Origin of the sequence: Pandoraea anhela, from assembly GCF_902459655.1 — a bacterium.
In the GTDB taxonomy this organism is placed as follows: domain Bacteria; phylum Pseudomonadota; class Gammaproteobacteria; order Burkholderiales; family Burkholderiaceae; genus Pandoraea; species Pandoraea anhela.
Genome location: NZ_CABPSB010000001.1, coordinates 693,590 through 718,511 on the forward strand (window position 1 = coordinate 693,590; position 24,922 = coordinate 718,511).

General features: G+C 64.6%; 20 protein-coding genes. 2 read left to right on the forward strand and 18 right to left on the reverse strand.

Annotated features, from left to right (window positions below; genetic code table 11):
* Window positions 1-177: 177 nt before the first annotated feature.
* From PAN31108_RS02885 to trxA, 14 genes are all read right to left on the reverse strand, one after another.
* A complete protein-coding gene (locus PAN31108_RS02885; RefSeq protein ID WP_150667359.1) occupies window positions 178-1,230 on the reverse strand; it encodes a hypothetical protein in 1,053 nt (350 codons plus the stop codon).
* A gap of 730 nt (window positions 1,231-1,960) precedes the next feature.
* The gene (locus PAN31108_RS02890) at window positions 1,961-2,896 is read right to left on the reverse strand and encodes a hypothetical protein (RefSeq protein ID WP_150667360.1); all 936 of its coding nucleotides are present in this window, start codon (window positions 2,894-2,896) and stop codon (window positions 1,961-1,963) included.
* Window positions 2,897-3,331: 435 nt separating this feature from the next.
* The gene (sugE, locus tag PAN31108_RS02895) at window positions 3,332-3,649 is read right to left on the reverse strand and encodes a quaternary ammonium compound efflux SMR transporter SugE (RefSeq protein WP_150667361.1); all 318 of its coding nucleotides are present in this window, start codon (window positions 3,647-3,649) and stop codon (window positions 3,332-3,334) included.
* Window positions 3,650-3,833: 184 nt separating this feature from the next.
* Window positions 3,834-4,544: a two-component system response regulator KdpE gene (gene kdpE / locus PAN31108_RS02900; protein ID WP_150667362.1), complete on the reverse strand. Its 711-nt coding sequence runs from the start codon at window positions 4,542-4,544 to the stop codon at window positions 3,834-3,836.
* Complete coding sequence (locus PAN31108_RS02905; protein ID WP_150667440.1) at window positions 4,537-7,383, reverse strand: DUF4118 domain-containing protein; 2,847 nt, start codon at window positions 7,381-7,383, stop codon at window positions 4,537-4,539. Before PAN31108_RS02905 ends, kdpE begins: the two co-directional genes overlap by 8 nt.
* A gap of 146 nt (window positions 7,384-7,529) precedes the next feature.
* Complete coding sequence (gene kdpC / locus PAN31108_RS02910) at window positions 7,530-8,114, reverse strand: potassium-transporting ATPase subunit KdpC (protein WP_150667363.1); 585 nt, start codon at window positions 8,112-8,114, stop codon at window positions 7,530-7,532.
* A gap of 79 nt (window positions 8,115-8,193) precedes the next feature.
* Complete coding sequence (gene kdpB / locus PAN31108_RS02915; RefSeq protein ID WP_150667364.1) at window positions 8,194-10,320, reverse strand: potassium-transporting ATPase subunit KdpB; 2,127 nt, start codon at window positions 10,318-10,320, stop codon at window positions 8,194-8,196.
* 28 nt (window positions 10,321-10,348) lie between these two features.
* Complete coding sequence (gene kdpA / locus PAN31108_RS02920; RefSeq protein WP_150667365.1) at window positions 10,349-12,154, reverse strand: potassium-transporting ATPase subunit KdpA; 1,806 nt, start codon at window positions 12,152-12,154, stop codon at window positions 10,349-10,351.
* Window positions 12,151-12,243, reverse strand: coding sequence for a K(+)-transporting ATPase subunit F (kdpF, locus tag PAN31108_RS02925; protein ID WP_063389843.1), 93 nt, complete (start codon window positions 12,241-12,243; stop codon window positions 12,151-12,153). The genes kdpA and kdpF overlap by 4 nt, the downstream gene beginning before the upstream one ends.
* Before the next feature lie 366 nt (window positions 12,244-12,609).
* The gene (locus PAN31108_RS02930; RefSeq protein WP_246183733.1) at window positions 12,610-13,581 is read right to left on the reverse strand and encodes a transporter substrate-binding domain-containing protein; all 972 of its coding nucleotides are present in this window, start codon (window positions 13,579-13,581) and stop codon (window positions 12,610-12,612) included.
* Window positions 13,582-13,786: 205 nt separating this feature from the next.
* Window positions 13,787-14,887, reverse strand: a complete 1,101-nt coding sequence (locus PAN31108_RS02935; protein ID WP_150667366.1) for an amino acid ABC transporter substrate-binding protein — start codon at window positions 14,885-14,887, stop codon at window positions 13,787-13,789.
* A gap of 167 nt (window positions 14,888-15,054) precedes the next feature.
* On the reverse strand, window positions 15,055-15,642 hold the full coding sequence (locus tag PAN31108_RS02940; protein ID WP_150667367.1) for a P-loop nucleotide/nucleoside kinase family protein: 588 nt from the start codon (window positions 15,640-15,642) through the stop codon (window positions 15,055-15,057).
* A gap of 9 nt (window positions 15,643-15,651) precedes the next feature.
* A complete protein-coding gene (locus PAN31108_RS02945; protein WP_150667368.1) occupies window positions 15,652-16,035 on the reverse strand; it encodes a cupin domain-containing protein in 384 nt (127 codons plus the stop codon).
* Window positions 16,036-16,068: 33 nt separating this feature from the next.
* Window positions 16,069-16,920, reverse strand: a complete 852-nt coding sequence (trxA, locus tag PAN31108_RS02950) for a thioredoxin (RefSeq protein WP_150667442.1) — start codon at window positions 16,918-16,920, stop codon at window positions 16,069-16,071.
* A 207-nt stretch (window positions 16,921-17,127) separates the two neighbouring features.
* Here trxA and PAN31108_RS02955 point away from each other — a divergent pair, with 207 nt between their 5' ends.
* Window positions 17,128-19,650, forward strand: coding sequence for a cation:proton antiporter domain-containing protein (locus PAN31108_RS02955; protein ID WP_217426274.1), 2,523 nt, complete (start codon window positions 17,128-17,130; stop codon window positions 19,648-19,650).
* 15 nt (window positions 19,651-19,665) lie between these two features.
* On the opposite strand, the gene PAN31108_RS02965 is transcribed toward PAN31108_RS02955, so the two are convergent.
* Window positions 19,666-20,565, reverse strand: coding sequence for a pirin family protein (locus PAN31108_RS02965; RefSeq protein ID WP_150667370.1), 900 nt, complete (start codon window positions 20,563-20,565; stop codon window positions 19,666-19,668).
* A gap of 217 nt (window positions 20,566-20,782) precedes the next feature.
* On the opposite strand from PAN31108_RS02965, the gene greB reads away from it, so the two are divergent.
* Window positions 20,783-21,343 carry a transcription elongation factor GreB gene (gene greB / locus PAN31108_RS02970; protein WP_150667371.1) on the forward strand — a complete coding sequence of 187 codons (561 nt, stop codon included), beginning with the start codon at window positions 20,783-20,785 and terminating at the stop codon, window positions 21,341-21,343.
* Window positions 21,344-21,458: 115 nt separating this feature from the next.
* Here greB and PAN31108_RS02975 read toward each other — a convergent pair whose 3' ends face one another.
* The 3 genes from PAN31108_RS02975 to gmk all read right to left on the reverse strand — a co-directional run bounded on the left by PAN31108_RS02975 (window position 21,459) and on the right by gmk (window position 24,922).
* The gene (locus PAN31108_RS02975) at window positions 21,459-23,879 is read right to left on the reverse strand and encodes a RelA/SpoT family protein (RefSeq protein WP_150667372.1); all 2,421 of its coding nucleotides are present in this window, start codon (window positions 23,877-23,879) and stop codon (window positions 21,459-21,461) included.
* Between the two features lie 60 nt (window positions 23,880-23,939).
* Window positions 23,940-24,146: a DNA-directed RNA polymerase subunit omega gene (rpoZ, locus tag PAN31108_RS02980; protein ID WP_039397582.1), complete on the reverse strand. Its 207-nt coding sequence runs from the start codon at window positions 24,144-24,146 to the stop codon at window positions 23,940-23,942.
* Window positions 24,147-24,244: 98 nt separating this feature from the next.
* Window positions 24,245-24,922 carry a guanylate kinase gene (gene gmk / locus PAN31108_RS02985; RefSeq protein WP_150667373.1) on the reverse strand — a complete coding sequence of 226 codons (678 nt, stop codon included), beginning with the start codon at window positions 24,920-24,922 and terminating at the stop codon, window positions 24,245-24,247.

Consider the following 24,922-nt stretch of genomic DNA (forward strand, 5'->3'; position numbering starts at 1 on the left):
ACATGACGGCGTCGCACGATCACGCGTCTCGTACCGCCGACGCGGCAACAGTCACCCGGCAACGCCGCCGTCGCCCCGACATTCTCGGGCATCCGGCAGATCACTGCCCGGCAGGTAACGCAACTGCTACCGCGTCATTATGCCGCGCGTTGCGGCAACGCACCACCGGTGACTCGTTCACCCGAGCCGGGCCGGCGTCTGGAAGCCCAGTGCCCTGGCTTTGGCTTCGAGCGCCCGCATCGTTTTCCGATAGCTGCCGCCCTCACGCAGCGGGTCGGGAATGTCGGCAAACAAGCCCAATTGACGTACCGACAGCACGGTCTCCATGATGCTGTGATGACCGCCCAGCGTCATGTGCGCGGCATGCGTGAGGATGAGGAATTCCGCCAATGCCTTCTCGCGAGGTGTACGTTGGGCGAACGGCCTCTCCATTTCCAGCATTTGACCGAGGGCTTGCCCACTGCCGGAAACGCCACCGATAAAGGGCGTGCCGCTGTCGGTGAAACGCTTCGCCGTCTCCGAATCGGGGAGCCGGACCAGCATCGCCTTGGCATGAAAGGTGTTGTTCGAGAAGAAATTCTCCGTCGACGGGGTTCGGTGCAGGCTCGAGGTGATGCCCGCGTGCCGGTCCATTATGCTGTTACGCCGGGACTGCACGGGGACTTCCGCCCGCCCGCGATCGGTGAAATACGCCGGCGTGCGCATGGCGTCGTACAGAGGTCGGGCCGCGGCGATTTGATGTTCGACTACCAGATCGACCAGCATTTTGTACTGTCTGTTACCGATCGTACGATCGGCCAGATCGGCGGCGGTGCCATTCTTCATGGACCATTCGTCCAACGTGTGCACGATGGCGTCGATCGGCGCGAACGCCCGCATTTGCGCCGCCGCTTCCTCGGGTGAGGCTTGCCTGAGCTGTTGCGCGCGTTCGTTTCGACAGCGCGTTGCGACCACGATAAGGTCGTTCAGGTGCCCGACGAAGTCCTGCGTTTGCGACGGTGTCAGATGGCGAAAGACTTGCGTAGCCCATGTGGACTCGCGCTGCACCGCCTTGACGACATTTCCCCGATGATCGAACTTCGACACTTTCGGCGGCGGCGGCGGTAGCGAAGCCTGTCCGGTGGCGACGGGGGGAGCGAGCGCTGTGCGCGATGGGTGCACCGGCTGCGGCGGGATCGGTTGGTGCGCGTGAGGCACCGTCATCGGCTGCGAGGGGAACGACGGTGGCATCTGAGGGGCTTCCGGCGCATGGGGCAAACGATTCGTCGGCATCCCCCACGGCACGAACGGACCCGCTGCGCCGCCGGGTGCGCCGGCTGGCCCGATTTGCCCCGGCGGCATAGGCGGCATAGGCGGCACAGGAAGCTGCCGGGGCATATTGGCGTAAATCGACGGCGGCGCCACGCGCTGCGGCGGGACCTGAGGGTACCCGCGCGTCGCCTCCACGCGCCGAGGCGCGCCGGCAGCCCCGCCGTACGGCGGCATCGCCACCGCGTGAGACGCGCGCCCTGCACCCCCAGCCTCCCCTGCCCACCCTGCACTCCCTGCACTTCGTTGAGGCGCGCCCGACGCGCTGGGCATACTCTCACGGCGAGACCGGATCGGCATACACCGTCGGGGGCGGCGGCATCTGCTGAGCGGTGTGCTGAGAAGCCAGGCCGTTAGGATGCGACATTGAGCCCGGCCATGCATGCGAAGGCGCTACGGGATAAGACGTCGTCGGATCGGACGTCACAGGAAAGGCGTGGTACGCGTGTGAGTACGGTTTCATGAGCGGCTTCCGGAAATTCGAGTTGCCGACTATAGCGACGCCCGCCTGCCCGCTTTCTCACCGAACGGAAAACGCGTCATATCAAACGAAAATTCTTCGATAAAACGCTTCGGATTCCGAATTCAATCCACCATCCACTTGATACCGACCCACTCCGCAGTTGGTCCCGAGGGGAGGGTCGTCTACGGCTCAGCCCAACGAGGATGGCGTCGCCAGGCCCAACTGGCGTGCGCGCACACCCAACGCCCGAATGCTTTCCGCGTAACTTCCCCCGTTACGCAACGGATTGGGGATATCTGCGAAGAACCCGACCGTGCGCGCGGAAAGCACGGTTTCCATGACACTGTGATGCCCGCCCGCCGTCATCAGCGCCGCATGCATCAGCATCAGTTGCTCGGCCTGCGCCTTTTCCATCGGCGTTCTTTGCTGGAAAGGCTTTTGCATTTCGATGTGCTGTGCGATGAACTGTCCGCTACCCGATATACCGCCGATAAAGGGCATACCGACCTGGCTGAAACGTGCGGACGTTCTGGATTGCGGCAGGCGTTCGATATCGCCCTTGGCGTGCATGATGTCTTTGGTGAAGAAGTTTTCGGTCGACGGCGAACGATGAATGCCTTCGGTGATGCCGGCATGTCGGCTCATCACGCTGCTTTCCCGGACCTGCGATTCCGGCATCAATTGCCGTCCGCGATCGGTGAAAAACACGGGGCTGCGCATGGCGTCGTGCAATCGGGGCGCGAGTTCATAGTTGAACCCGCCGACCACGTCGACCAACTCTTTGAAATCTTTGTTGTCGAGCAAACGCTGCGCGAGATCGGGGCCGGAACCATTCGTCATCGCCCATTCGTTTAACGAGCGTTCCACGGTGTCCACCACGTTGAAGCGCGCCATCAGCGCGTCGACCTCCTCACGCGGCATGCGCGGCAGCGACGCGAATGTCTTCTGCCGCGCAAGCTTGCCGATATGGACCAGCTCTTGCAGATGGCTCACGAAATGCTGCATCTGTTCAGGCGTGACGTGCTGCCAGACCTGCGTGGCCCACGTGGACTCACGGCGCACCGCATTGACATCGTTACCCCGACGATCCAGTAACGGTTGCTGCGCCATGGGACCATGCGCCATATTCGCTTGCATAGAAGGGGGGAAGCCTTGCGCCATCCGGTTCATCGGCATGCGGGGCGCCGACGCCGCCCCGGATCCCACGCCCGCTGCGCCCCCCGCGCCAACGTGCCCGCCGCGCCCACGTGGCTGGATGGGCAGGTTCCACGACGGATCCGCCTGTCCGGGCATCTGAGGCGCGGGCGGCAGTCCTGGCTGCGGTTGCATGGATGAGGAGGTTGTGGCACCGGAAGTCGATGTGTAACTCCGGTACGCGTGCGGTGTAGGTTTCATGAACGGCGAGCCTCGGCAAGTTGTGACGAGACGCTCACTTCCTCCGGAGCGTCCGGTCTGATGGCTCGACTATAAAGATCCCGGCCCGCCGGCAGCCTTGCAACCGGAAAATGCGTCACACCAAACGAAAGTCGGCAGCACGAAACACTTTCTTGGCGGGCAATGTCAGGCCGCCGTCAGCTTTAATCCGACAAGCCCTGCCAGAATCAGTGTGACGCTGGCGATACGCGCCGCCGACGCCGACTCGCCGAACAGGACAATGCCGAGCACGAATGCGCCGACCGCCCCGATGCCTGTCCAGATCGCATAAGCGGTGCCCAACGGCAGCGTGCGAACGGCGAGCGCCAGCAACCAGACGCTGCCGATCATCGACGCGATCGTGAAAACGGAGGGGATGAGACGCGAAAAACCCTGTGTGTACTTGAGACCGACGGCCCAAGCCACTTCAAGGAGACCGGCGAAAACCAGCAGAATCCAGGCCATGGCAGACTTCGATGAATAACGGGGTCGTCCCCGAAAGAGATGCGATAACCGCACGAGCCGGTTGCCGGGTCGTCCCGGCAATGGGTTCCATCGAAGCTCGAGTGAATGGCTGAACGCCGGACGCTGCGCATGGAACAGCGCGATTCTAGCAAAGCAGGCGAATCGGCGCTGTGCGCCCATCGGCTCAACCGTTGGCGTCCACCTCGAGCCGGTAGCCCACGCCGGTCTCGGTCAGGATGTGCTGGGGCTGCGCCGGATCGGCCTCCAGCTTCTGGCGCAAGTGGCCCATGTAGATGCGCAGATAATGATTGCTCTCGACATGCGACGGCCCCCACACCTCCTTGAGCAACTGACGGTGGGTGAGCACCCGCCCGGCGTGCCGCACGAGCGTGACGAGCAGGCGGTACTCGATGGGCGTGAGGTGAACCGGTTCTGCCGCACGCGTGACCTTGCGACGCGCCAGATCGATGTGGATGTCGCCAAACGAAAACGCCTCGTCCAGCGTCTCCGAATTCCCGCCCCGGTGATGACGCCGCAACTGCGCCCGAATCCGGGCGAGGAGTTCCGAGACGCCGAACGGCTTGGTCAGATAATCGTCGGCCCCCACGTCGAGCGCGACGACTTTCTCCGCCTCCTCGTTGCGCGCGGACAGCACGATGATCGGCATATCGGTCCAGCTGCGGACTTCGCGAATGACTTCGACGCCATCGATATCCGGCAGTCCCAGATCGACGATCAGCAAATCAGGCTTGCGCGTGGCGGCCTCGACCATGCCCTGCCGCCCGGCTTCCGCCTCGTGCACGACCATGCCCTCGGCCTCCAGCGAGGTGCGCAGAAATCGCCGGATCTGGCGCTCGTCTTCAATCACCACGATGTTGATGGTCGGTTCACTCATGTTCTTTTGTCGTGTTGGCGTCGGGTGCGTCTAGTGCGTCCGACGCGCCCGGTGCTCCGGCATCGAGACCCTCATGGACATTGGGGGCATCGTGGACATCGGGGACATCGCTGGCATCGGGCGCGTCGGGGGCCACCGGCGGCGTCTCCACCGGCAATGTGAAAATGAAGCGCGCACCATGCCCTTCGGGGACATTGGTGGCGTGAATTTTACCGCCGTGCGCTTGCACGATGGCGCGGCAGATGGCGAGCCCCAGGCCGATGCCGGGCTTGGCAGACTCCTTCTCGCCACGCATGAACTTCTCGAAGATACGGCCTTCCATGCCGGCGGGCAACCCGGGACCGTCGTCGCTGACGCTCACCTCGACGTCCTCGCCCACCACGCGCGCCGAAATCTCGATATGGGCGCCCGCCGGCGAGTACTTCGCAGCGTTCTCCAGCAGATTCGCGAAGAGCCGTTCCAGCAGCACGGCGTCGAAGCGCAGCAGGGGCAGATCGGCAGGCAGACGCGTCGTCACCTCGTACCCCGCGAGCATCCGGCGGCAGGCGCGCAGCGACGTGCCCACCACCTCCTCCAGCATCTGCCACTGGCGATTGAGCTGCACGCCCCCTGCTTGCAGCTTCGCCATATCGAGCAGGTTCGTCACCAGTCCCGTCATGCGCTGGGCTTCTTCGTGAATCGCGTCCACAAGATCGATGCGCAGCGGCCCCGGCGATTGCGCATCGCGGCTCAGCATGCTGGCGAAACCGACGATGGACGTGAGCGGTGTGCGCAGATCGTGCGAAATCGCCGAAAGCAATGAGTTGCGCAGACGCTCGGACTCCATCGTCACCAACGCGTCTTGCGCGATTTCAACGTAATGCACGCGCTCGAGCGCCAACGCGATTTGTGCCGCAAAGGTATCGAGCAGACGCTGCTGCTCGGGCGTGCCGATCGCGCCGCTCCCCTCCTCGGGGGCAACGACGAGCACGCCGCGCGTGCGCATCGGCGCGCGCAACGGCAGATAGTAGGCGTCCGATCCCGGCAGGGTATTCGTGCCGCGGCCTGCGGCCTGCTGACGGTCGTACACCCATTGCGCGACATCGGTATCGATGTGCGCCGGCATCGTCTCGGCCCGCGCGTTCTCCACCGGCTGACGCACGCTGCTCTGGCTGTCCGGCAGCAGCAACGCGACTCGCGCCTGAAACACCTCACGCACGTGACGCGAGCCGATTTCCACGATCTGCGGGGTCGTGAGCGCCGCCGCGAGTTCGCGGGCCATCGCATAGATGGCACCGGTGCGTCGTTCCCGCCACGTTGCCAGCCGCGCCTGAAAACGCAGGCTCGTCGTCAGGTGGCTGATCACCAGCGCGACCGTCAGCATGACGGCGAACGTCAGCAAATACTGGGTATCCGAGACGGAGAGCGACAACTTCGGCGGCACAAAGAAGAAGTCGAACGCCACCACCGACAGGAAAGACGCGAGCACGCCCGGCCCCCGCCCCAACCGCATCGCCGCGACGATCACGCCCAGCAGATACAGCATGGCGATATTTGCCAGATCGAGGAACGACGTCAGTTCAGCAGCCGCCACGGACACCGCGCCGCAGATGCCGACGGCCCATGCGTACGCCCGCCACGGACCGCCGACGAGCCCCAACTCCGGCGCCGTTTCGAACCAGTCGCGCCAGTCGCCACGCACCACGCGTTTGTCCGCCGACGTATCTCCGGCCGCAGGTCCGATGAGCACCACGTCGACACCGCGCGCGAGACGCACCAGTTGCTCGTGCAACGGCGTGCGCGCCGTCAACCAGCGTCGCGCACCGCTCGCCCCCACGACCAGCTTCGACACATTGCGCAGTTGCGCGTAGGCCAGCAACGTCGTCGCAGCCTCGGCGCCGTCGAGCGTGAGCGTCTCGGCGCCGAGTTCGTGCGCGAGCTTGAGCGTGGCATAGATGCTCTCGCGACGCGCCGTGGGCTGGCGCAGGATCGCAGGCGTCTCTACGTGCACGGCCAGCCAGTCGGCCCGCAGACTGGCCGCGAGCCGTGCGGCCGCGCGCACCAGCGCCACCCCCTCCGGCCCCGGCCCGATGGCAACGAGCAGGCGTTCGCGCGCCTGCCAGACCTGACTGATCGACTGATCGGCGCGGTACTCGCGCATCTGCGCGTCCACACGGTCGGCCGTGCGGCGCAGCGCCAGTTCGCGCAGTGCAATCAGGTTGCCTTTACGGAAGAAATTACGCACGGCCCGCTCGGCCTGCGCCGCCATATACACCTTGCCTTCACGCATGCGTTCGAGCAATTCGTCCGGCGGCAGATCGACCAGCTTCACTTCGTCCGCAAGATCGAACACGCGATCCGGAATCGTCTCCCACACGCGAATGCCGGTAATCTGGCCGACCACGTCGTTGAGCCGCTCCAGATGCTGCACGTTGAGCGTGGTGTAGACGTCGATGCCCGCGTCGAGCAATTCGTGCACGTCCTGCCAACGCTTGAGATGCCGCTCGCCGGCGACGTTGGCGTGCGCCAGTTCGTCCACCAGCGCGACGGCGGGCTTGCGCGCAAGCATGCCGTCCAGATCGAACTCGCGCAGCACCCGCCCGCGATATTCAACCGTTTTTTGCGGCAGGACTTCCAGTCCTTCGAGCATCTGCGCCGTTTCCTCACGGCCATGCGTCTCCAGCACACCGACGACCACGTCGGCGCCCTCCTCGCGCAGCTTGCGCGCGGCCTGCAACATCGCAAACGTCTTGCCGACGCCCGCAGAGGCGCCGAAGAAAATCTTCAGACGGCCGCGCTGCTCGCGGGCTTCGTCGCGCTGCAATTTGCCGAGCAATTCGTCGGGATCGGGGCGTTCCATGCCAGCCATCGGATCAGTCCACTATGAAGACGCGAGCCACGTCGATGCAAAAAAACGCGGCACGCGCAGGGCGTGCCGCCAATCTACCGCAGGCTGCCGGGCAAAACCAGCGATTCTCCGCTGCGCCCCGCCTGCGGCTGCGCCTTTCAGACGGCGCCGCGTGCCAAACCGTCCAACGCCAGGTTGAGCTTCAGAACATTCACCCGGGGTTCTCCGAAAATTCCCCATTGGCGGCCTTGCGTGTTGCGCGCGACGAGCTCACGCACGGCATCCGGCGTCAGACCGCGAGCCTTGGCCACACGCACGACCTGGTATTCGGCCGCCGCCGGGCTGATTTCCGGGTCGAGACCGCTACCCGAGGCCGTCACCAGATCGACGGGCACCGGCAGCTGGGCGGTCGGATCCGCTTCGCGCAGCGCGGCGATGCGGCCCTTCACGGCGTCGCTGAGGGCGGGGTTGAGCGGACCGAAGTTCGATCCGCCCGACGCCGTGGCGTTGTTCGGGTTCGGCGACGTGGCCGACAAACGGCCCCAGAAGTACTTCGGTTCGTCGAAATTCTGACCGATCAGGGACGAGCCGACGGCTTTCCCGTCCTTGTAGATGAGGCTGCCGGCGGCTTCGCGCGAGAACGCCGCCCGGCCGATGCCGGTCACGACCAGCGGATACACCAGCCCTGTGATGACCGAGAGCACGACGAACAGGCTCAGCATCGGGCGCAAGAGGGTTTTCATGACGTCTATTCCTTAGTGTTTGAGCGATGTGACCCGAACGCCCGGCCCTTTCGGCCGGCACGTCCGGATCCCTGCGCGATCAGGCCCAGCCCATCGCGGCGATGAACATGTCGATGACCTTGATACCGACGAACGGCACCAGAATCCCGCCCAGACCGTAGATGAAGAGGTTGCGGCGCAGCAGCGTCGCGGCCCCGAGCGGGCGATACTTCACGCCCTTGAGCGCCAGCGGAATCAGCACCACGATGATCAGCGCGTTGAAGATCACCGCCGACAGAATGGCCGACGACGGGCTGGCCAGTCGCATCACGTTGAGCGCATCGAGTTGCGGATACGTCGTAGCGAATGCCGCCGGGATGATGGCGAAGTACTTCGCCACGTCGTTCGCGATCGAGAACGTGGTGAGACTGCCGCGCGTCATCAGCATCTGCTTGCCGATCTCGACGATCTCGATGAGCTTGGTCGGGTTCGAATCGAGGTCGACCATGTTGCCGGCTTCCTTCGCGGCCTGCGTACCCGAGTTCATCGCCACCGCCACGTCGGCCTGAGCGAGCGCAGGCGCGTCGTTCGTGCCGTCGCCGGTCATGGCCACGAGCTTGCCTTCGGCCTGATACTTGCGAATCGTCGCGAGCTTTTCCTCCGGCGTGGCTTCCGCGAGGAAATCGTCCACACCGGCTTCCGCCGCAATCGCCGCCGCGGTCAGACGGTTGTCGCCCGTGACCATCAGCGTGGTGATCCCCATCTGACGCAGTTCGGCGAAACGTTCCTTGATGCCGCCCTTGACCACGTCTTTGAGCTCGATTACGCCCAGCGCACGCGCACCGTTCGCATCCTGCTCGGCCACGACCAGCGGTGTGCTGCCGCGACGGGCGATGTCGTCCACCGCGGTCGCCAGCGCTGCCGGCCATGCACCGCCGGCCGCTTCCACGTAGCGCTTCACGGCTTCGGCAGCGCCCTTGCGGATCTGCTTGTCCGCGAGGTCCACGCCGCTCATGCGCGTTTGCGCCGTGAACGGGATGAACAGCGCATTCAGGCCGCTCATTTCGCGCTCACGCAGATTGAAGCGCTGCTTGGCGAGCACGGCGATGCTGCGGCCTTCCGGCGTTTCGTCGGCGAGCGACGCGAGTTGCGCCGCATCGGCCAGCGTACGTTCGTCCACGCCGGGGGCCGGCACGAACTGCGATGCCTGACGGTTGCCCAGCGTGATCGTGCCGGTTTTGTCGAGCAGCAGCACATCCACATCGCCTGCCGCTTCCACGGCGCGGCCCGACGTGGCGATCACGTTCGATTGCATCATGCGGCTCATGCCCGCCACACCGATGGCCGACAGCAGGCCGCCGATGGTCGTCGGAATCAGGCAGACCAGCAGCGCGACGAGCACCGTGATCGTGACCGGATTGCCGGCCTGCGTGACGAACACGCTGTAGATCGAATACGGCAACAGCGTGGCCGTGGCGAGCAACAGCACCAGCGTAAGCGCGACGAGCAGAATCGTGAGTGCGATTTCGTTCGGCGTCTTCTGACGCTTCGCGCCTTCCACCATCGCGATCATGCGGTCGAGAAACGCCTCGCCCGGGTTGACCGTCACCTTCATGATGACCCAGTCGGACAGCACGCGCGTGCCGCCGGTCACTGCCGAGAAGTCGCCGCCCGATTCACGAATGACCGGGGCCGATTCGCCCGTGATGGCCGATTCGTCGACCGACGCCACGCCTTCGACCACTTCACCGTCGGCCGGGATGACATCACCCGCCTCGACCAGCACGAAGTCGCCGCGACGCAGACTGGCGCTGTCGATGACGAGACATTCGGCGTCACGACGCGCCGAGCGCAATTGCTTGGCCGGCACGTTCTTCTTCGCCTGACGCAGCGATGCCGCCTGCGCCTTGCTACGACCTTCGGCCAACGCTTCAGCGAAGTTCGCGAACAACACCGTGAACCAAAGCCAAAGCGTGATCGCGAGAATGAAGGGCGCGCTCGCCTCGGCGTGGCCTGCCACCGCCATGCCGAACAGCACGGTCGTGAGCAGACTGCCGACGTACACCACGAACATCACGGGGTTCTTCGCCTGCGTGAGCGGGTGCAACTTGCGGAACGAGTCCACGATGGCCGGCTTGACGATGGCGGGGTCGAACATCGACTTCGTCGCCGATGTATGCCCCTCGCCCACCTGCCGGGTGACGGTATTTCCTGAGGGTTGATTCATGAGTGCCTCGAATGCCTCATTTCATTGTTCAATGCGCACCGATCATCGCCAGATGTTCGGCGACCGGACCGAGCGCCAGCGCCGGTACGTAGGTGAGCGCGCCCACCAGCAGCACGGTGCCGAGCAGCAGTACGACAAACAGCGGGCCATGCGTGGGCAACGTGCCCGACGTCGCGGCGATACGCTTCTTGCGCGCAAGCGCACCGGCAATCGCCAACACCGGCACGATCACCCAGAAGCGGCCGAACCACATCGCGATACCCAGCGTGGTGTTGTAGAACGGCGTGTTGGCCGACAACCCGGCGAATGCGCTGCCGTTGTTGTTCGCCGCCGAGCTGTACGCGTACAGAATTTCGGAGAATCCGTGGGTCGCAGGGTTAAGCACACCAGCTTGTCCGGCGGGCACGAGCACCGCAAGTGCCGTGCCGAGCAGCACCAGCAGCGGCGTCATCAGCACGGCCACGGCGACCATCTTCATCTCGTACGCTTCGATCTTCTTGCCGAGATACTCCGGCGTGCGGCCGATCATCAGCCCCGCGACGAAGACTGCGAGCATGGCGAAGACGAGCATCCCGTACAGACCGGAGCCCACACCGCCGAAGATCACTTCGCCCAACTGCATCAGCAGCATCGGCACCAGACCGCCCAGCGGCGTGAGCGAGTCGTGCATTGCGTTGACGGCGCCGCACGACGCCGCCGTCGTCACCGTCGCAAAAATGCCCGATGACACGATGCCGAAGCGCGTTTCCTTGCCTTCCATATTGCCGCCCGGCTGCGTGGCGCTGACCTGCTGGTCGACCCCGAGCGAAGTGAGCAATGGGTTGCCTGCCTGCTCGGCCGACACCGTCGCTACCGTCGCGATCGAGAATGCGATCGTCATGGCCGCCAGAATGGCCAGCCCCTGACGACGGTCGCCGACCATGCGTCCGAACGTGTGGCACAGCGCCGCGGGGATCAGGAAGATCGCCAGGATTTGCAGGAAGTTCGCCAGCGGCGTCGGGTTCTCGTACGGATGCGCGGAGTTCGCATTGAAGAAGCCGCCACCGTTGGTGCCGATCATCTTGATCGCTTCCTGCGAGGCCACCGGGCCCATCGGCAGCGTTTGCGTCTGCGTCTGCGCCGGGGTCGTCACCGGCTTGCCGGCGGCGTCCATCTTCGGCTGACCGTCCGGCCCGAGCACCGGATTGTCGTAGTGCGTGACCTGAAGCGTGGTGACGTCCTTATAGGCGTCGAAGTTCTGAATCACGCCCTGACTCATGAACGCAGCGGCCAAAATCACCGACAGCGGCACGAGGATATAGAGCGTGATACGGGTCATGTCGACCCAGAAGTTGCCGATGGTCTGCGCCGTGTGACGGGCGAAGCCGCGAATCAACGCCACGACGACCGCGATACCCGTGGCAGCCGACAGGAAGTTCTGCACGGCCAGGCCGAGCATCTGCGTGAGATAGCTCATCGTCGATTCGCCGACGTAAGCCTGCCAGTTCGTGTTGGAGACGAAACTGACCGCCGTATTCATCGACGAATCCGGCGTCACGTTGCCGAAGGCTTGCGGGTTGAGCGGCAACCAGACTTGCCAGCGCTGCAGCGCGTAGACGGCGAGGGCACCCACGGCGTTGAAGCCGATCAGCGCGATCGCATAGGCGCGCCAGTGCATTTCCTGTTCGGGATGCACACCACACAGGCGGTACAAGCCGCGTTCGAGCGGCGCGAACCAGCGGTTCACGCGCGATTCACCGGCGAGCACATCGGCCATGAAACGGCCGAGCGGGCGGGCCAGCACCAGTAGCACGACGAGGAACACGCCGAGCTGGATCCAGGCATTGAGTGTCATGCTAGATCCTCCGGCTTGAACAGCGCGTAGACGAGATAAGCGAGCAGCGCGAGCGTGAGTCCGCCGCTCAGCCAATACATGGCTGTCATTGCTGCCCCCCTACCGACGCGCAAAACGCGACAAAGCCGACGGTCGTGGCAACGAACACCGCGATCACGCCGAGATATAACCAGTCCATGACAACTCCCTATCGTGTGGCGGCCGGCACGCCACGGGCGCGACGCGCCCTCGCATGCGCATGCCAGCCGTGCCCTGAACGATACGTAGGGGCGCATAAAGACGGGGACAAAAGGGATAAAGGGGGTGTAAACAACGCGTAAACGCGGGGCCGAAATGTGTAAACGACGAAGCCCGCCGATATCGCTATCGGCGGGCTTCGGGCCTTGCGCGGCGCGGTGCTGCGGGCGATGGCCGAACGTGGCGCGCCCGCCCGTCAGACCTGCGTCAAGCCGGCGTCATTCGGTCAATTGCGCCCCTTTGTGCCAGACCTCGATCACTTCCTTGCTCGGTTCGAGGTTCAGATTCACGTTGCGCGGCGGGATCGGCTGCTGGAACCACTTGCGCTGGATCCGGCGGATCTCGCCCGAGCTATAGACGTGCGCGAGCGTCGTATCCACGAAACGTTTGAACTGCGGGTCGTCGCGACGCAGCATCAGGGCATTGAGTTCCGTCTCCAGCGGTGCGCCGACGATCGCGAACGACTCGGGGTCGCGGGCGTTCGCGCGGAAACCCGAGAGCAGCACATCGTCCAGGGCAAACGCCTTGGCGCGACCGGTTTCCAGCGTAATCATCGATTCGGCATGGTCTCGGGCCGGAATCACGCGAAAACCGAACTTGTCGGCCTGCGCACGCGCCAGACGCTCGCCGGTCGAACCGGCCGACGCCACAAGATTTTGGCCTTTCAGGTCTTGCAGGTCGCGAATGTTGTCCTTCCTGTTGACCAGCAGACGCACTTCCGACACGTAATACGGATTGCTGAAGCCGACCTGCTCGGCGCGCTCCGGCGTAATCGTGTTCGGCGCGCAGTCGAGGTCGACCGTACCGTTTTTCACCAGGGGAATCCGGTTCTGCGGCGTGATGGACATTTCACGCACGCGCAGATTGGGCATATTCAGCGCCGTCTTCACGGCGTCGACCACGGCGTAGCAGAGATCCATCGTGTAGCCCACGGGCTTGCCCTTGTCGTTCACGTAGGCGAACGGGATCGCCGCCTCACGGTACCCGAGCGTCATCAGCCCCGTGTCATGAATCTTCTTGAGGGTCCCGGTCAGTTCCCCGTTGACGGTCGGCAACGCGACGACAGCGTCCGCTTTCGCGGGGGCGGCTATGGCCGTCGATACGCCCGCCTGAGCGGCAAACCATACGGACAGGCCCAGCGCAACACGCCCGGCAGCGACTTTCCAGTTGACTTCTTTGAAACCGTTCACAGCAAATTCCTATCGGATTAACAGCACGATAGCAATTTACAGAGATGCACGCGAGCGTGCAAAGAAACCTTTGTCATTAGCTTATGCACACGCCGGACCCGACGTCCCCGCCGCACCGGGTCGCAGGCGCGCAGGCGGCAGGAACCGCCGATACCGCGCGAGGGATCAGGGCATCGGCATGACGGATCCGGTGGCATGTTCCGCGTTAGCTGCCCGCAGCAGACGACGAAGCGCCGGCCTCCTGCGTCGCCCCGTAGCTCGCGCCCTGCGCCCATAACGCCAGCGTCTGCGCGGACGCTTCGCACGCTTCGGGCGCGAGGCCGTGACGGTGGGGCGATAGCGCCGTCTGAAACGATTCGCGCTGAAGTCGCGCCATCTCTGCGCGGCGGAACAGCGCGGCCAGCGCGGTATCGACTTTGTCCTTGAACACCGGATCGTCTTTGGGCAGGACCAGCGCGTAATACTCGGGACGATCGGACAACGGTTCGCCGACGATCCGGTAGGCGTGAGGCGTCTTGCTGGTGGCGCGCAAGCCTTCGAGCAACACGTCGTCGAGGGCGAGCGCCTGCGCACGGCGCTGGCGCAGCATGCGAAACGCGTCGTCGTAATCCCGCGCCATCAACAACTGGAATCCTGCGCCGGCATGTCGCGCACGCACGAGGCGCTCGGCGGTCGTGCCCTGCACGACGACAAGCCGTAAGCCCCGCAGATCGTCGATCGATTCGATGCCCGCGCCGCGGCGAACCAACAACCGGACGTGCGCCGCGTAGTACGGCAAGCTGAACGCCACCTGCTGCTCACGCGCCGCCGTGACCGTCGAGGGCGCGCAATCGATATCGATCGCGTCTGCCTTGACCAGCGGCCCCCGCATCTGCTCGATCACCCGCACAGGCGTTATGCGAAGCGCGGGCATCGCCATCTCGCGCTGCAACGCAAGCACGATGCGTTGACAAAGCGCCCACGCGAGTCCTGCCGGCTGGTCCTGGGCGTCGACATACGAAAAGGGAATGGCCGTCTGCCGATAGCCCAGCAGGATGCGACCACGCTCGCGAATGCGCGCCATCGTGGGACTATCGCCTGCGGTGTTGGCGGCAGCGGAGGTGTTGGAGGACGAGGACGCGTCGGATGCATTGACGGCATTCGAGCCCGCCCCCGACGCGTCCCACCCCGGGGCGGCGAGCGTGCTCAGACGCGGCATGCCCGCCATCGGCGGCCCGCCGGCAAGCGCCGCGTGCGATGCCAGCGCCATCAAGGAAAACGAGAGGAAGCGAAGCCACCGACGAAAGGACACAGGCAGAAGGGGCATGATCGACACCGGACGAAGGAGGAAAATGCCCGTACCTTAGCCAGCGCCCTGCCCGGCGCCGCGCACCTTCGGGCCTTTTCGGAAAATTCCCGACGAACGATCGTCACGTCCCGGCACCCCGCGTGTGGCGCATGTGGCGCATGTGGCGCATGTGGTGCGCCGCCACCCTAGCGCGTATGTGCCAGCAACGTCTGCAGCAGTTGCTCGTCGTCCTCCGGCGTCGGCGCCGTATTGTCGAAGCGCACGAGCCCCGGGAACGCGGCAGCCGGCGGCAGGAAGCGGCGCAACCGGTACTCCTCCCAGTGCGCGAGCTTGTAGGCATCGTTAGGATTGCCCCGGCTCACGATACGCTCGTGCGCATGCGCCTCGTCCAGATCCACCCAGACGACATGCACGCCCACGTCGTCATCGACACCGAGCCACGCCCGGTCGAACAGCAGCCCTTCGCGCAATTCGCGCGACAGCGGGCCGACGACGAGCACATTCACGCCCAGACGCAGATTCTCCCGCGCCGTTTCCAGCAACCCGGCATACTCCGGCTCACGAAGCGTCTCCAGATAGAGCGGGCTGTCGCGGTCGTTCGGATTGCCTGTGAGCGCTCCCATGACGGACGCGCTATAGGCCCCGTAAAGCGTGTCCTTATCGAGCAGGCAGAACGCCTCACCGCTGCGCGCGATCAGCGGGCGGATCAGACGCTTCGCAAGCGTCGTCTTCCCAGCCCCGGCGTGACCGCAGAAAAAGATCAGACGTGCCATGACATCGCCTCAGGTGGACTTGCGCTCGAACATCACGAAGTGCTTGCGCACCGGCTCCACGACCTCGAACACCCCCTCGAAGCCCGCCGGAATCACGCAGGCGTCGCCCGGCCCGAACTCCGACGCATTGCCGTCGAGATCGCTGATTCTGATCCGTCCCTCGATCACCGAGAAATATTCCTGCCGGTGCGGGCCGAAGGCGATGCGCCACGCGCCGGGCTCGCACGTCCACTCGCCGCAATCGAATTCGCCGAGGGCATCGGTGTAGAAGGGACGCGTCACGCGTTGCGGATTGCCGCTCACCCGGCGTGCCTCGGCCGGGTGGTCGAAGATCGCCTCGCCCGCTTGCGCGGGGGCGAACGTAATCAGGGAAGGGGTCGAAGAAGTCGTCATCGGCATTCGAAGAGAGTCAAGAGGAAGCGACGCTCAGTTCAGCGCGGCGCTCAGCTTGCGTCGCCAGGCGGACACCGTCGCCGGGTCGGTGTCGGACAACGCATCGAAGATCGCGAGCATCGACTTGCGTGCGGCATCGTCGCCGAACGACCGGTCGCGTTGCACGAGCTCGAGCAGCGCCGCCAACGCGGGCTCGTACGCGCGATCGGCCAGATAGCGATTCGCCAGATCCAGACGCGCCTGCAAATTGGCCGGCTCCGCATCCACTCGCGCGAGCAGTTCCACGACCGGCGGCAGGTGGCTCGCCTGTTCGGCAGCGGCAATTCGCGTCGTCAGCGCTGCAATGCGCGCGTCGCCGCTGGCCGCGGTGCGCGGTGACAGCAGCGTGAGCTCGGTGCGCGCCGCCTCCGTATCACCCATGCCGAGCAGCACGTCGACCAGATCGAGACGTACGTCGTCGTGCGCGGGATCGAGCGCGAGTGCGGCCTGCAACGCGTCGCGTGCCACCGTCGGCTGACCTTCGGCCAGGGCGGTGCGAGCGACCTTGCGCGCCATCTCCGCCGGATTCGGCACAACCCGGTCGATGAACGCGCGCAATTGCCCTTCCGGCAGCGCACCGACGAACTGATCGACCGGCTCGCCGTCGACGAACGCAACGACCGTCGGCAGGCTGCGCACGCCGTATTCGGCACAAAGTTCGGCGTTCTCGTCGGCGTTGATCTTGACGAGACGAATGCGCCCCTGCGCTTCGGCCTCCAGCTTTTCGAGCATCGGCCCGAGCGTGTTACACGGGCCGCACCACGGTGCCCAGAAGTCGGCCAGCACCGGCACCTGATGCGAGACGGCCAGCACGTCTGCGTCGAAGCTGGCGAGATTGGTATCGATCATAGGTCCTATCGAGCGTGGTAAATTGCGCAAATAGCGGTCGTCGCTCATGAAATCATGAGTTCATCGAAAACGGCCGCCCGCTTGACGCATGGTAATCGCAAAACCGGGCAAATCGGTACGGACGCGCCAACGCGCCTCAGGTTCCCGCCTCGGCCGGACGCCCCGCCACACACCCGACCGGTCCGACAACAGACAGGGAGGCACATGCACGCAGGCCACGGCACGGCGATCTTCTTCACGCAACTGCTCCTGCTGGTTCTCGTCGGCCGCTTGCTCGGCGAGTTGATGCAGCGCCTGCGCCAGCCAGCCGTCATGGGCCAGTTGCTCGCCGGCGTGCTGCTCGGCCCGTCCATCTTCGGCGCACTCCTGCCGGCCTGGCAACACGCCGTTTTCCCCGACACCGAAGCGCAGAAGAAGATGCTCGACGCAGTCGCCGAGCTGGGCGTGCTGTTGCTTCTGCTCTCGACCGGACTGGAGACGGATCTGGGTCTGGTGCGCCGGATGAAGCGTATGGCGATCTTCGCCTCCGCCGGCGGCATGGTCATTCCGTTCGTGTGCGGCTTCGCGCTCGGCTGGCATCTGCCCGACAGCCTGCTGCCGCATCCGGAAGCGCGGCTCGTCACGTCGCTGTTCCTCGGCACGGCGCTGTCGATTTCGTCGGTCAAGGTCGTGGCGATGGTCATTCGCGAAGTCGACTACCTGCGCCGCAACATCGGTCAGATCATCCTCGCGGCCGCCATTCTCGACGACACCACGGGCTGGATCATCATCGCGGTCATCGCGGGGCTTGGAGCCAGCGGTTCGGTCGACCTCGGCCATCTGTCGATCAGTCTGGGCGGCACGCTGCTTTTCATCGTGCTTTGCTTCACCGTGGGCAAACGCGCGGTGGCCGTGGCCATTCGCTGGACCAACGATCGCTTCACCGTCGAGATGCCGGTGCTCAGCGCAATCCTCGTGATCACGTTCGTGCTGGCGCTCGCGACGGACAAGCTCGGCGTGCATACAGCGCTCGGCGCGTTCATGGCGGGCGTGATGATCGGGCAGTCGCCCATCTTGTCCGAGCAGATCGAAGCGCAGTTGCGCGGGCTGATCGTCGCGCTATTCGCACCGGTGTTCTTCGGCGTGGCGGGGCTGTCGGTCGATCTGACCATTCTGCTCGACTGGCGCATGCTCGGGCTGGTCGCCGGGCTGATTCTGATCGCGAGCCTCGGCAAGTTTACGGGCTGCTTCGTCGGCGGACGCCTCGGCGGCATGTCCCGCGCGGAAGCCCTCGCACTCGCCACGGGGATGAATGCCCGTGGCTCGACAGAGATCATCGTGGCGAGCATCGGTCTGTCGCTCGGCGTGCTGAGCAAGGACCTGTTCACGATGATCGTCATCATGGCGCTCATCACCACGCTCATCATGCCGCCGGTGCTGCGGCGCGCCCTCGTGCGCATTCCGCTCTCCGACGAAGAGAAAGCGCGTCTCGAGAAGGAGGCCGCCGAGGAGAAAGACTTTCTGCCCAACGTCGAGCGCATCCTCGCTGCCGTGGATGGCAGCGCCAACGGACGTTTCGCCGCATGGATCGCAGGGTTGACCGCTGGCGTACGCGGCACACTCACTACCGTGCTCGCGCCTGCGCCTGCGGGCACGCGCGACGCCCGCCCAACGTCACCCCACCACTCGCCGCGCGCCAACGGGAAACCCGCCCGCCATGCCGATGACGGCGATGACCGCAACGGCGGCGACGGTGATGAAGACGCAGGGCTCGACGCCCACGACATCGCGATCGCCGCGGCCACTCGCGCCATTCCCCGAGCCCCCGGCACGCCGGGGGTCGACGAGGACAAACCGACCGACATCGCGCGCGAGGCCGCACGTCTGGTGCTGCGCGAGCGTACGGGCAAATCGCCGCAGAAAACGCCCGAACTTCCGCATGGCCCGGTCAAGGAGGACGACACATCGCCCTCCTACGCCACCGGCAAAGACGTACCGAAGCATGACCCCGTGGGAGAGGCGCACGACGATAAGCGTGTGAGCGAAGCGACCGACGAAGGCGAATTCGTGGCGAGCGATCCGTCGGACACGGCCCGTGAGCAGGCGGCCGAGCATCCCGATCGAAGTCATGAGGCCGCGCGCATCTCCGATGAAATCGCCAAGGGTTATGGCTTCGTGATCGCGGGCTTCGACGCCCCCGGTGAAGAATCGGCGTCCGACGTCCCGCCCCTGCCGTTACCGACCGGCGTACTGCCGCTGACCAAAGCATTCGACGGGGCCATCGCCATCGTGCTCGCGCATGGCGATCACGTGCGCACGCCCGACGCCCCGCTCGACATCCTCGTGCCGGTCTCGGGCACCGACGACTCACGGCATGCCGCCGAACTGGCGATCACGCTCGCGCGAGCCGCCGACGCTCCCGTCACGGCACTGCACGTCTGCGCACGAGTAGCCCCGGGCATGTTGCACCGCCAGTGGCGTGCGCAGGTGCTGCGCCCGGACGCCGCCGAAGCGGCCATGCTGGACAACCTGCGTTCGCTGGCGGAGCGAAACGGCGTGACGCTGCGCACGCGGTTGCTCGCAGGCGGCGAGATCGACGAGGCGGTGCTGCATCAGATCCATCACGGCAAACACAACCTGCTCGTGCTCGGCGTGCAACCGCGCTTCGGCGATCGTCTCAACTTCGGCGCCGTGTCGCACCGCCTGCTCGAAGCGCGCCATTGCTCCGTGATCGTGCTGAGCGCGTGACCCCGCCGCAGTCGCTCAGCTCGCCGACGGCTTGCGCTCGGGCAACGGAATCCACTCCGTCTCGCCGGGCACCTTGCCCATTTCCTGCGCGGTCCAGGCGGCCTTCGCCTGCTCGATACGCTCGCGACTCGACGACACGAAATTCCAGAAGATGAAGCGATCGCCGTCGAGCGGCGCACCGCCGAGCAACATCAGACGAGCCGGTTGATCGCCGGCCACGATGCGCACGTCGCCGCCGGGGGCGAGCACCCCCATACGATGCTCGGGCAGCGTCTCGTCGTTGACCGTCACCTCGCCCTGCACCGTATAGACGGCGCGTTCCGCATACTCCGGCGGCAGCACGAACGCCGCACACGGGGCCATCTCGACCGCGAGATAGAAGATCGGTGAAAACACCTTCACCGGGGCTGTCTCACCGAACGCCGTGCCCAGAATCAGACGCATGTGGACGCCCGGCAGGAAGATATCGGGCAGCGACGACGCCTCATGATGCGCAAACGACGGCGCCGTTTCCTCGTCGGCTTGCGGCAATGCGACCCACGTCTGAATCCCATGGACATCGCCGCCGCGCTCGCGCACGTCGGGTGGGGTGCGCTCCGAATGGACGATGCCGCGTCCGGCGGTCATCCAGTTCACGGCGCCGGGCGTGATGCGCTGGTCGCTGCCGAGACTGTCACGGTGCCAGATCTGGCCGTCGAACAGATATGTGACGGTCGCCAGCCCGATATGCGGATGGGGACGCACATCCAGACCCTGCCCCGGCGCGAGCGTGGCCGGGCCCATGTGGTCGAAGAAGATGAACGGCCCGACGGTTTTGAATGGAAGACTCGGCAGGCTGCGCTGCACGGTGAAGGCGCCGATATCGCTCAGATGCGGCTTGAGCACGGCAAGAAAAGGACTCGTGGAATCGGTCATGGCGCGGTTCTCCTGCGGGGCTGTGTTCATATGGGGCTTGCCGGCCGATTGTAGAGGACATTCCCCGCGCGCTCCATGACACCTGAGCATGATTGCCGTCACGCGCAACGAGCCGGAAATCCGGAAATGCGCGGCGTGACGCGTGCCTGGTCGATATCGCTCCTATAATGCAAGGATTGTGTAACGCATCCGGCGCGCGCGACGCGTGCCTCGACTTATGAACAAGGCCTTCGTCAAGGAAGATAACGGCGACGACGATGACGATCTCGACGCCGGCGCCCCGGAGATTCCGGCGGGCACCAAGAACTACATCACGCCCGCGGGCTATCGCCGCCTGAAGGACGAACTGCTCGATCTCATCGACAATCAGCGTCCCGAGGTGGTGAAAATCGTGTCGTGGGCGGCGTCCAACGGCGACCGCTCGGAGAACGGCGACTACATCTACGGCAAGCGGCGTCTGCGCGAGATCGATCGTCGCATCCGCTTCCTGACGCGACGACTGGACAACGCCGAAGTGGTCGACACGCGTCGTCAGGAAAACGTCGATCAGGTGTTCTTCGGGGCAGAAGTGACGTATGCGGATGGCAAGGGCGATGAGCATACGATCATGATCGTCGGCATCGACGAGGTCGATCTCGACCGTGGCCACGTGAGTTGGATCTCGCCCATCGCCCGCGCCATCACCAAGTCGAAGATCGGCGACACCGTGCCGTTGCGCACGCCGGCCGGGCTCGACCAGATCGAGATTCTGGACGTGCGCTATCCGCCGTCGGAGTGAACCGGCGTCTGCCGGCGAAAACCGCGTCGTCCCGGCATCTCGCGTCTCCCACGTAGCGCGCCAACGCAAAACGCCTCCCGGGGGGAGGCGTTTTGCTTCACCGTCGGCACGACAATCAGTAGTTGCCGCGCTCGCGCGCGATACGCATCGCGTGATTGGCGTGAATCTCGTCCTGATGCCGTTCGCTCGGGCGCTCACGCGCCACGCGCATCACGTCGGGATTCACACGAATACGGCGCATCACGTTGGCGAGATGCACGCGGTCGCTTACCTGAATGAGAAAGCGCAGCGTGGCGGATTCGTCCGGCACCACTTCGTCCATGCCGATGTGCACGATGTTCGCGTCCGACGCGGTGATATCCGCCGCCACGCGCGAGAACACGCCACGGTTGTGATGCACGAGCACCTTGATTCCGACGTCGAACAGACGGCCCGGTTGCGGCGCCCATGCCACATCGATCCAGCGCGTCGGGTCCTTGCGATGGATACGGCGCGCGACCGGGCAATCCGTCGTATGGATCGCCATGCCCAGCCCGATGCCGATGTACCCCATGATCGCGTCGCCCGGAATCGGACGGCAGCACGCCGAGAACTGTACCGACATGCCCTCGGTGCCGGTGATGAGCACCGGCGGCCCGACATTCTCGTCGCCGGACCGCGGGGAATCGGGATCGTCGGGGCTGTCGTCGTTCTCGCCTTCCTTGCCCGACGAGAGCACCGCCAGGCGCTTGGCCATGACCGCCGCCACGCGACGTCCCAGACCGATGTCCGCGAAGATGTCCTGACGGTCCTTGTTGCCCGTCCACTGAGCGAGCTTGTCCCAAGTCTCCGGCGAAATCTCGCTCATCGTCAGGCCGTAGCCCTTGAGCGCCTGTTCGACCAGACGCTCGCCAAGCTGCACCGACTCGGCAAACCGCATCGTCTTGAGGTAATGCCGGATGGCCGAACGCGCCTTGCCCGTGCGCACGAAGCCGAGCCACACGGGGTTCGGCTTCGAATACGGTGCGGTAATGACTTCCACGATATCGCCGTTCTTCAGTTCGGTGCGAAGCGGCAGCAACTCGTTGTTGATCTTCACGGCCACGCACTGGTTGCCCAGATCGCTGTGGACGGAATAGGCGAAATCGAGCGCCGTCGCGCCGCGCGGCAGCGCCATGATGCGCGCTTTGGGCGTGAAGACGTAGACGGCGTCGGGGAACAGGTCGATTTTGACGTGTTCGAGGAATTCCGTGGAGTCGCCGGTCTCGCTCTGAATGTCGAGCAACGATTGCAGCCATTGATGCGCGTGCTTCTGCACGTCATTCATGTCCGCGCCGCCGTTCTTGTACAGCCAGTGCGCCGCCACGCCCGCTTCCGCGATTTCATGCATGCGGCGCGTGCGAATCTGGAATTCGATCGGCGCGCCGAAAGGGCCCACGAGCGTCGTGTGCAACGACTGATAGCCGTTGACCTTGGGGATCGCGATATAGTCCTTGAACTTGCCGGGCACCGGCTTATAGAGCGCGTGAAGCACGCCGAGCGCCAGATAACACTGTGCGTTCGACTCGACGACGACACGGAAGCCGTACACGTCCAGCACTTGCGAGAACGACAACTGCTTTTCCTGCATCTTTGTGTAGATGCTGAAAAGCGTCTTCTCGCGGCCGAAGACGTCGGCACTGACTTCGCCCTCCTTGAGCGCTTTCTCCACGGCGTCGAGAATCTTGCCGACCACTTCGCGCCGGTTGCCTCGCGCGGCCTTCACGGCCTTGTCGAGCACGGCGTAGCGACGCGGGTGGTAATTCGCGAAACTCAGATCCTGAAGCTCGCGATAGGTGTTGTTCAGACCGAGGCGGTGCGCGATGGGCGCGTAGATGTCGAGCGTTTCGCGCGCGACACGGCGCTGCTTCTCCGTCGACGTGACACCCAGCGTGCGCATGTTGTGCAGACGGTCTGCGAGCTTGACGAGAATGACGCGCACATCGCGCGCCATCGCCAGCAGCATTTTGCGAAAGCTCTCGGCTTGCGCTTCTTCCCGGCTGCGAAACTCCATCTTGTCGAGTTTCGACAGACCGTCGACCAGTTCCGCGACCTTCGGCCCGAATCGCTCGGCGAGTTCGGCCTTGGTCACGCCCTGGTCTTCCATCACGTCGTGCAACAGGGCGGCCATGATCGACTGCGCGTCGAGCTTCCACTCGGCACAGATCTCGGCAACGGCGACGGGATGGGTAATGTAGGGTTGTCCGCTCTGACGATATTGCCCGAGGTGGGCTTCGTCGCTGAACTGGAAGGCTTCCTTGATCTGCGCGAGGTCGCTTTCCTTGAGGTATTCCCCAAGCATGCCCTTGAGACGGGCAATCGAGACGACCTCGTGCTTGCGCGGCTGCTCGGGCGTTGCCGTCGGACCGAAGAGGTGCCGATAGGACTGCTCGAGCAGCGCGTCGATGTACTGTCGCGTGGCGCTTTCGCCCTTTTTCTTCTTGCGCTCGGGCTTGGGCTCCCCCGCTTTGGGTTCATCCGCAGCGATGGACGCGGCCGGTGATTTCGCGTGACTCATACGTGTACCTGCATCGTCGAGCGGCCCGGAACGTCACATCGCATCAGTGCAGTCTCCCGATCAGAGCGGCACTTTCTTGAGCATCTCGATGCCGACCTGGCCCGCAGCGATTTCGCGCAGCGCAACGACAGTCGGCTTGTCCTTGTTGTTTTCGAGCTTCGGCGTATGACCTTGCGCCAGTTGGCGGGCGCGGTAGGTCGCGGCGAGTGCGAGCTCGAAGCGATTCGGAATTTGTTTCAGGCAGTCTTCAACGGTAATTCGGGCCATAAGGAGGTTCCTTCTCAATATAAGGCGTATTCTATCGCAGCCGACGCCTACACGCGCAAAACGCGCGCGCTGCGCGAAGGCGGCTCGTACTACTGGCGTTACTGATGTTCGTTCGGCGCGTGGATGTCCAGATCCGTGAACAACGTCTTGTGTCGGGCGTACTGCGACGCGAAGCGCAGACGCACCGCCGTAAAGACCGATTGCAGCTGGTCGAGCGCGCGCTGGAACTGGTCGTTGATGATGATGAAATCCGCTTCCGGCGCATGGGCGATTTCACCGCCCGCCGCGAGCAGACGTCGCGCAATTACGTTCGGCTCGTCGGTGCCGCGCTTCTTCAGACGTTCTTCGAGCGCCTCGATGGACGGCGGCAGAATAAAGATGCCGACCGCATTCGAAAATCGCTTACGCACCTGCTGCGCGCCCTGCCAGTCGATTTCCAGCAACACGTCGCGCCCTTCGCGCATCTGGTCTTCGATCCATACGCGCGAAGTGCCGTAATAGTTGCCGTGCACTTCGGCGCTTTCCAGAAACTCGCCGCGCTTGCGACGCTCCAGAAACTGCTCGACCGAGACGAAGTTGTAGTGCACACCCTCTTCCTCGTTGGGACGCGGTGCGCGCGTGGTGCTCGAGATCGACAGACGGATCTCGCTATCCTGCGCGAGCAATGCGTTGACGAGCGTAGACTTGCCCGCGCCCGAGGGGGCGACCACCATGAACAGATTGCCGGGATATTCGGCGTGCAATGGGGTATGCGGGGCTTGAGATTGCGAGGACAT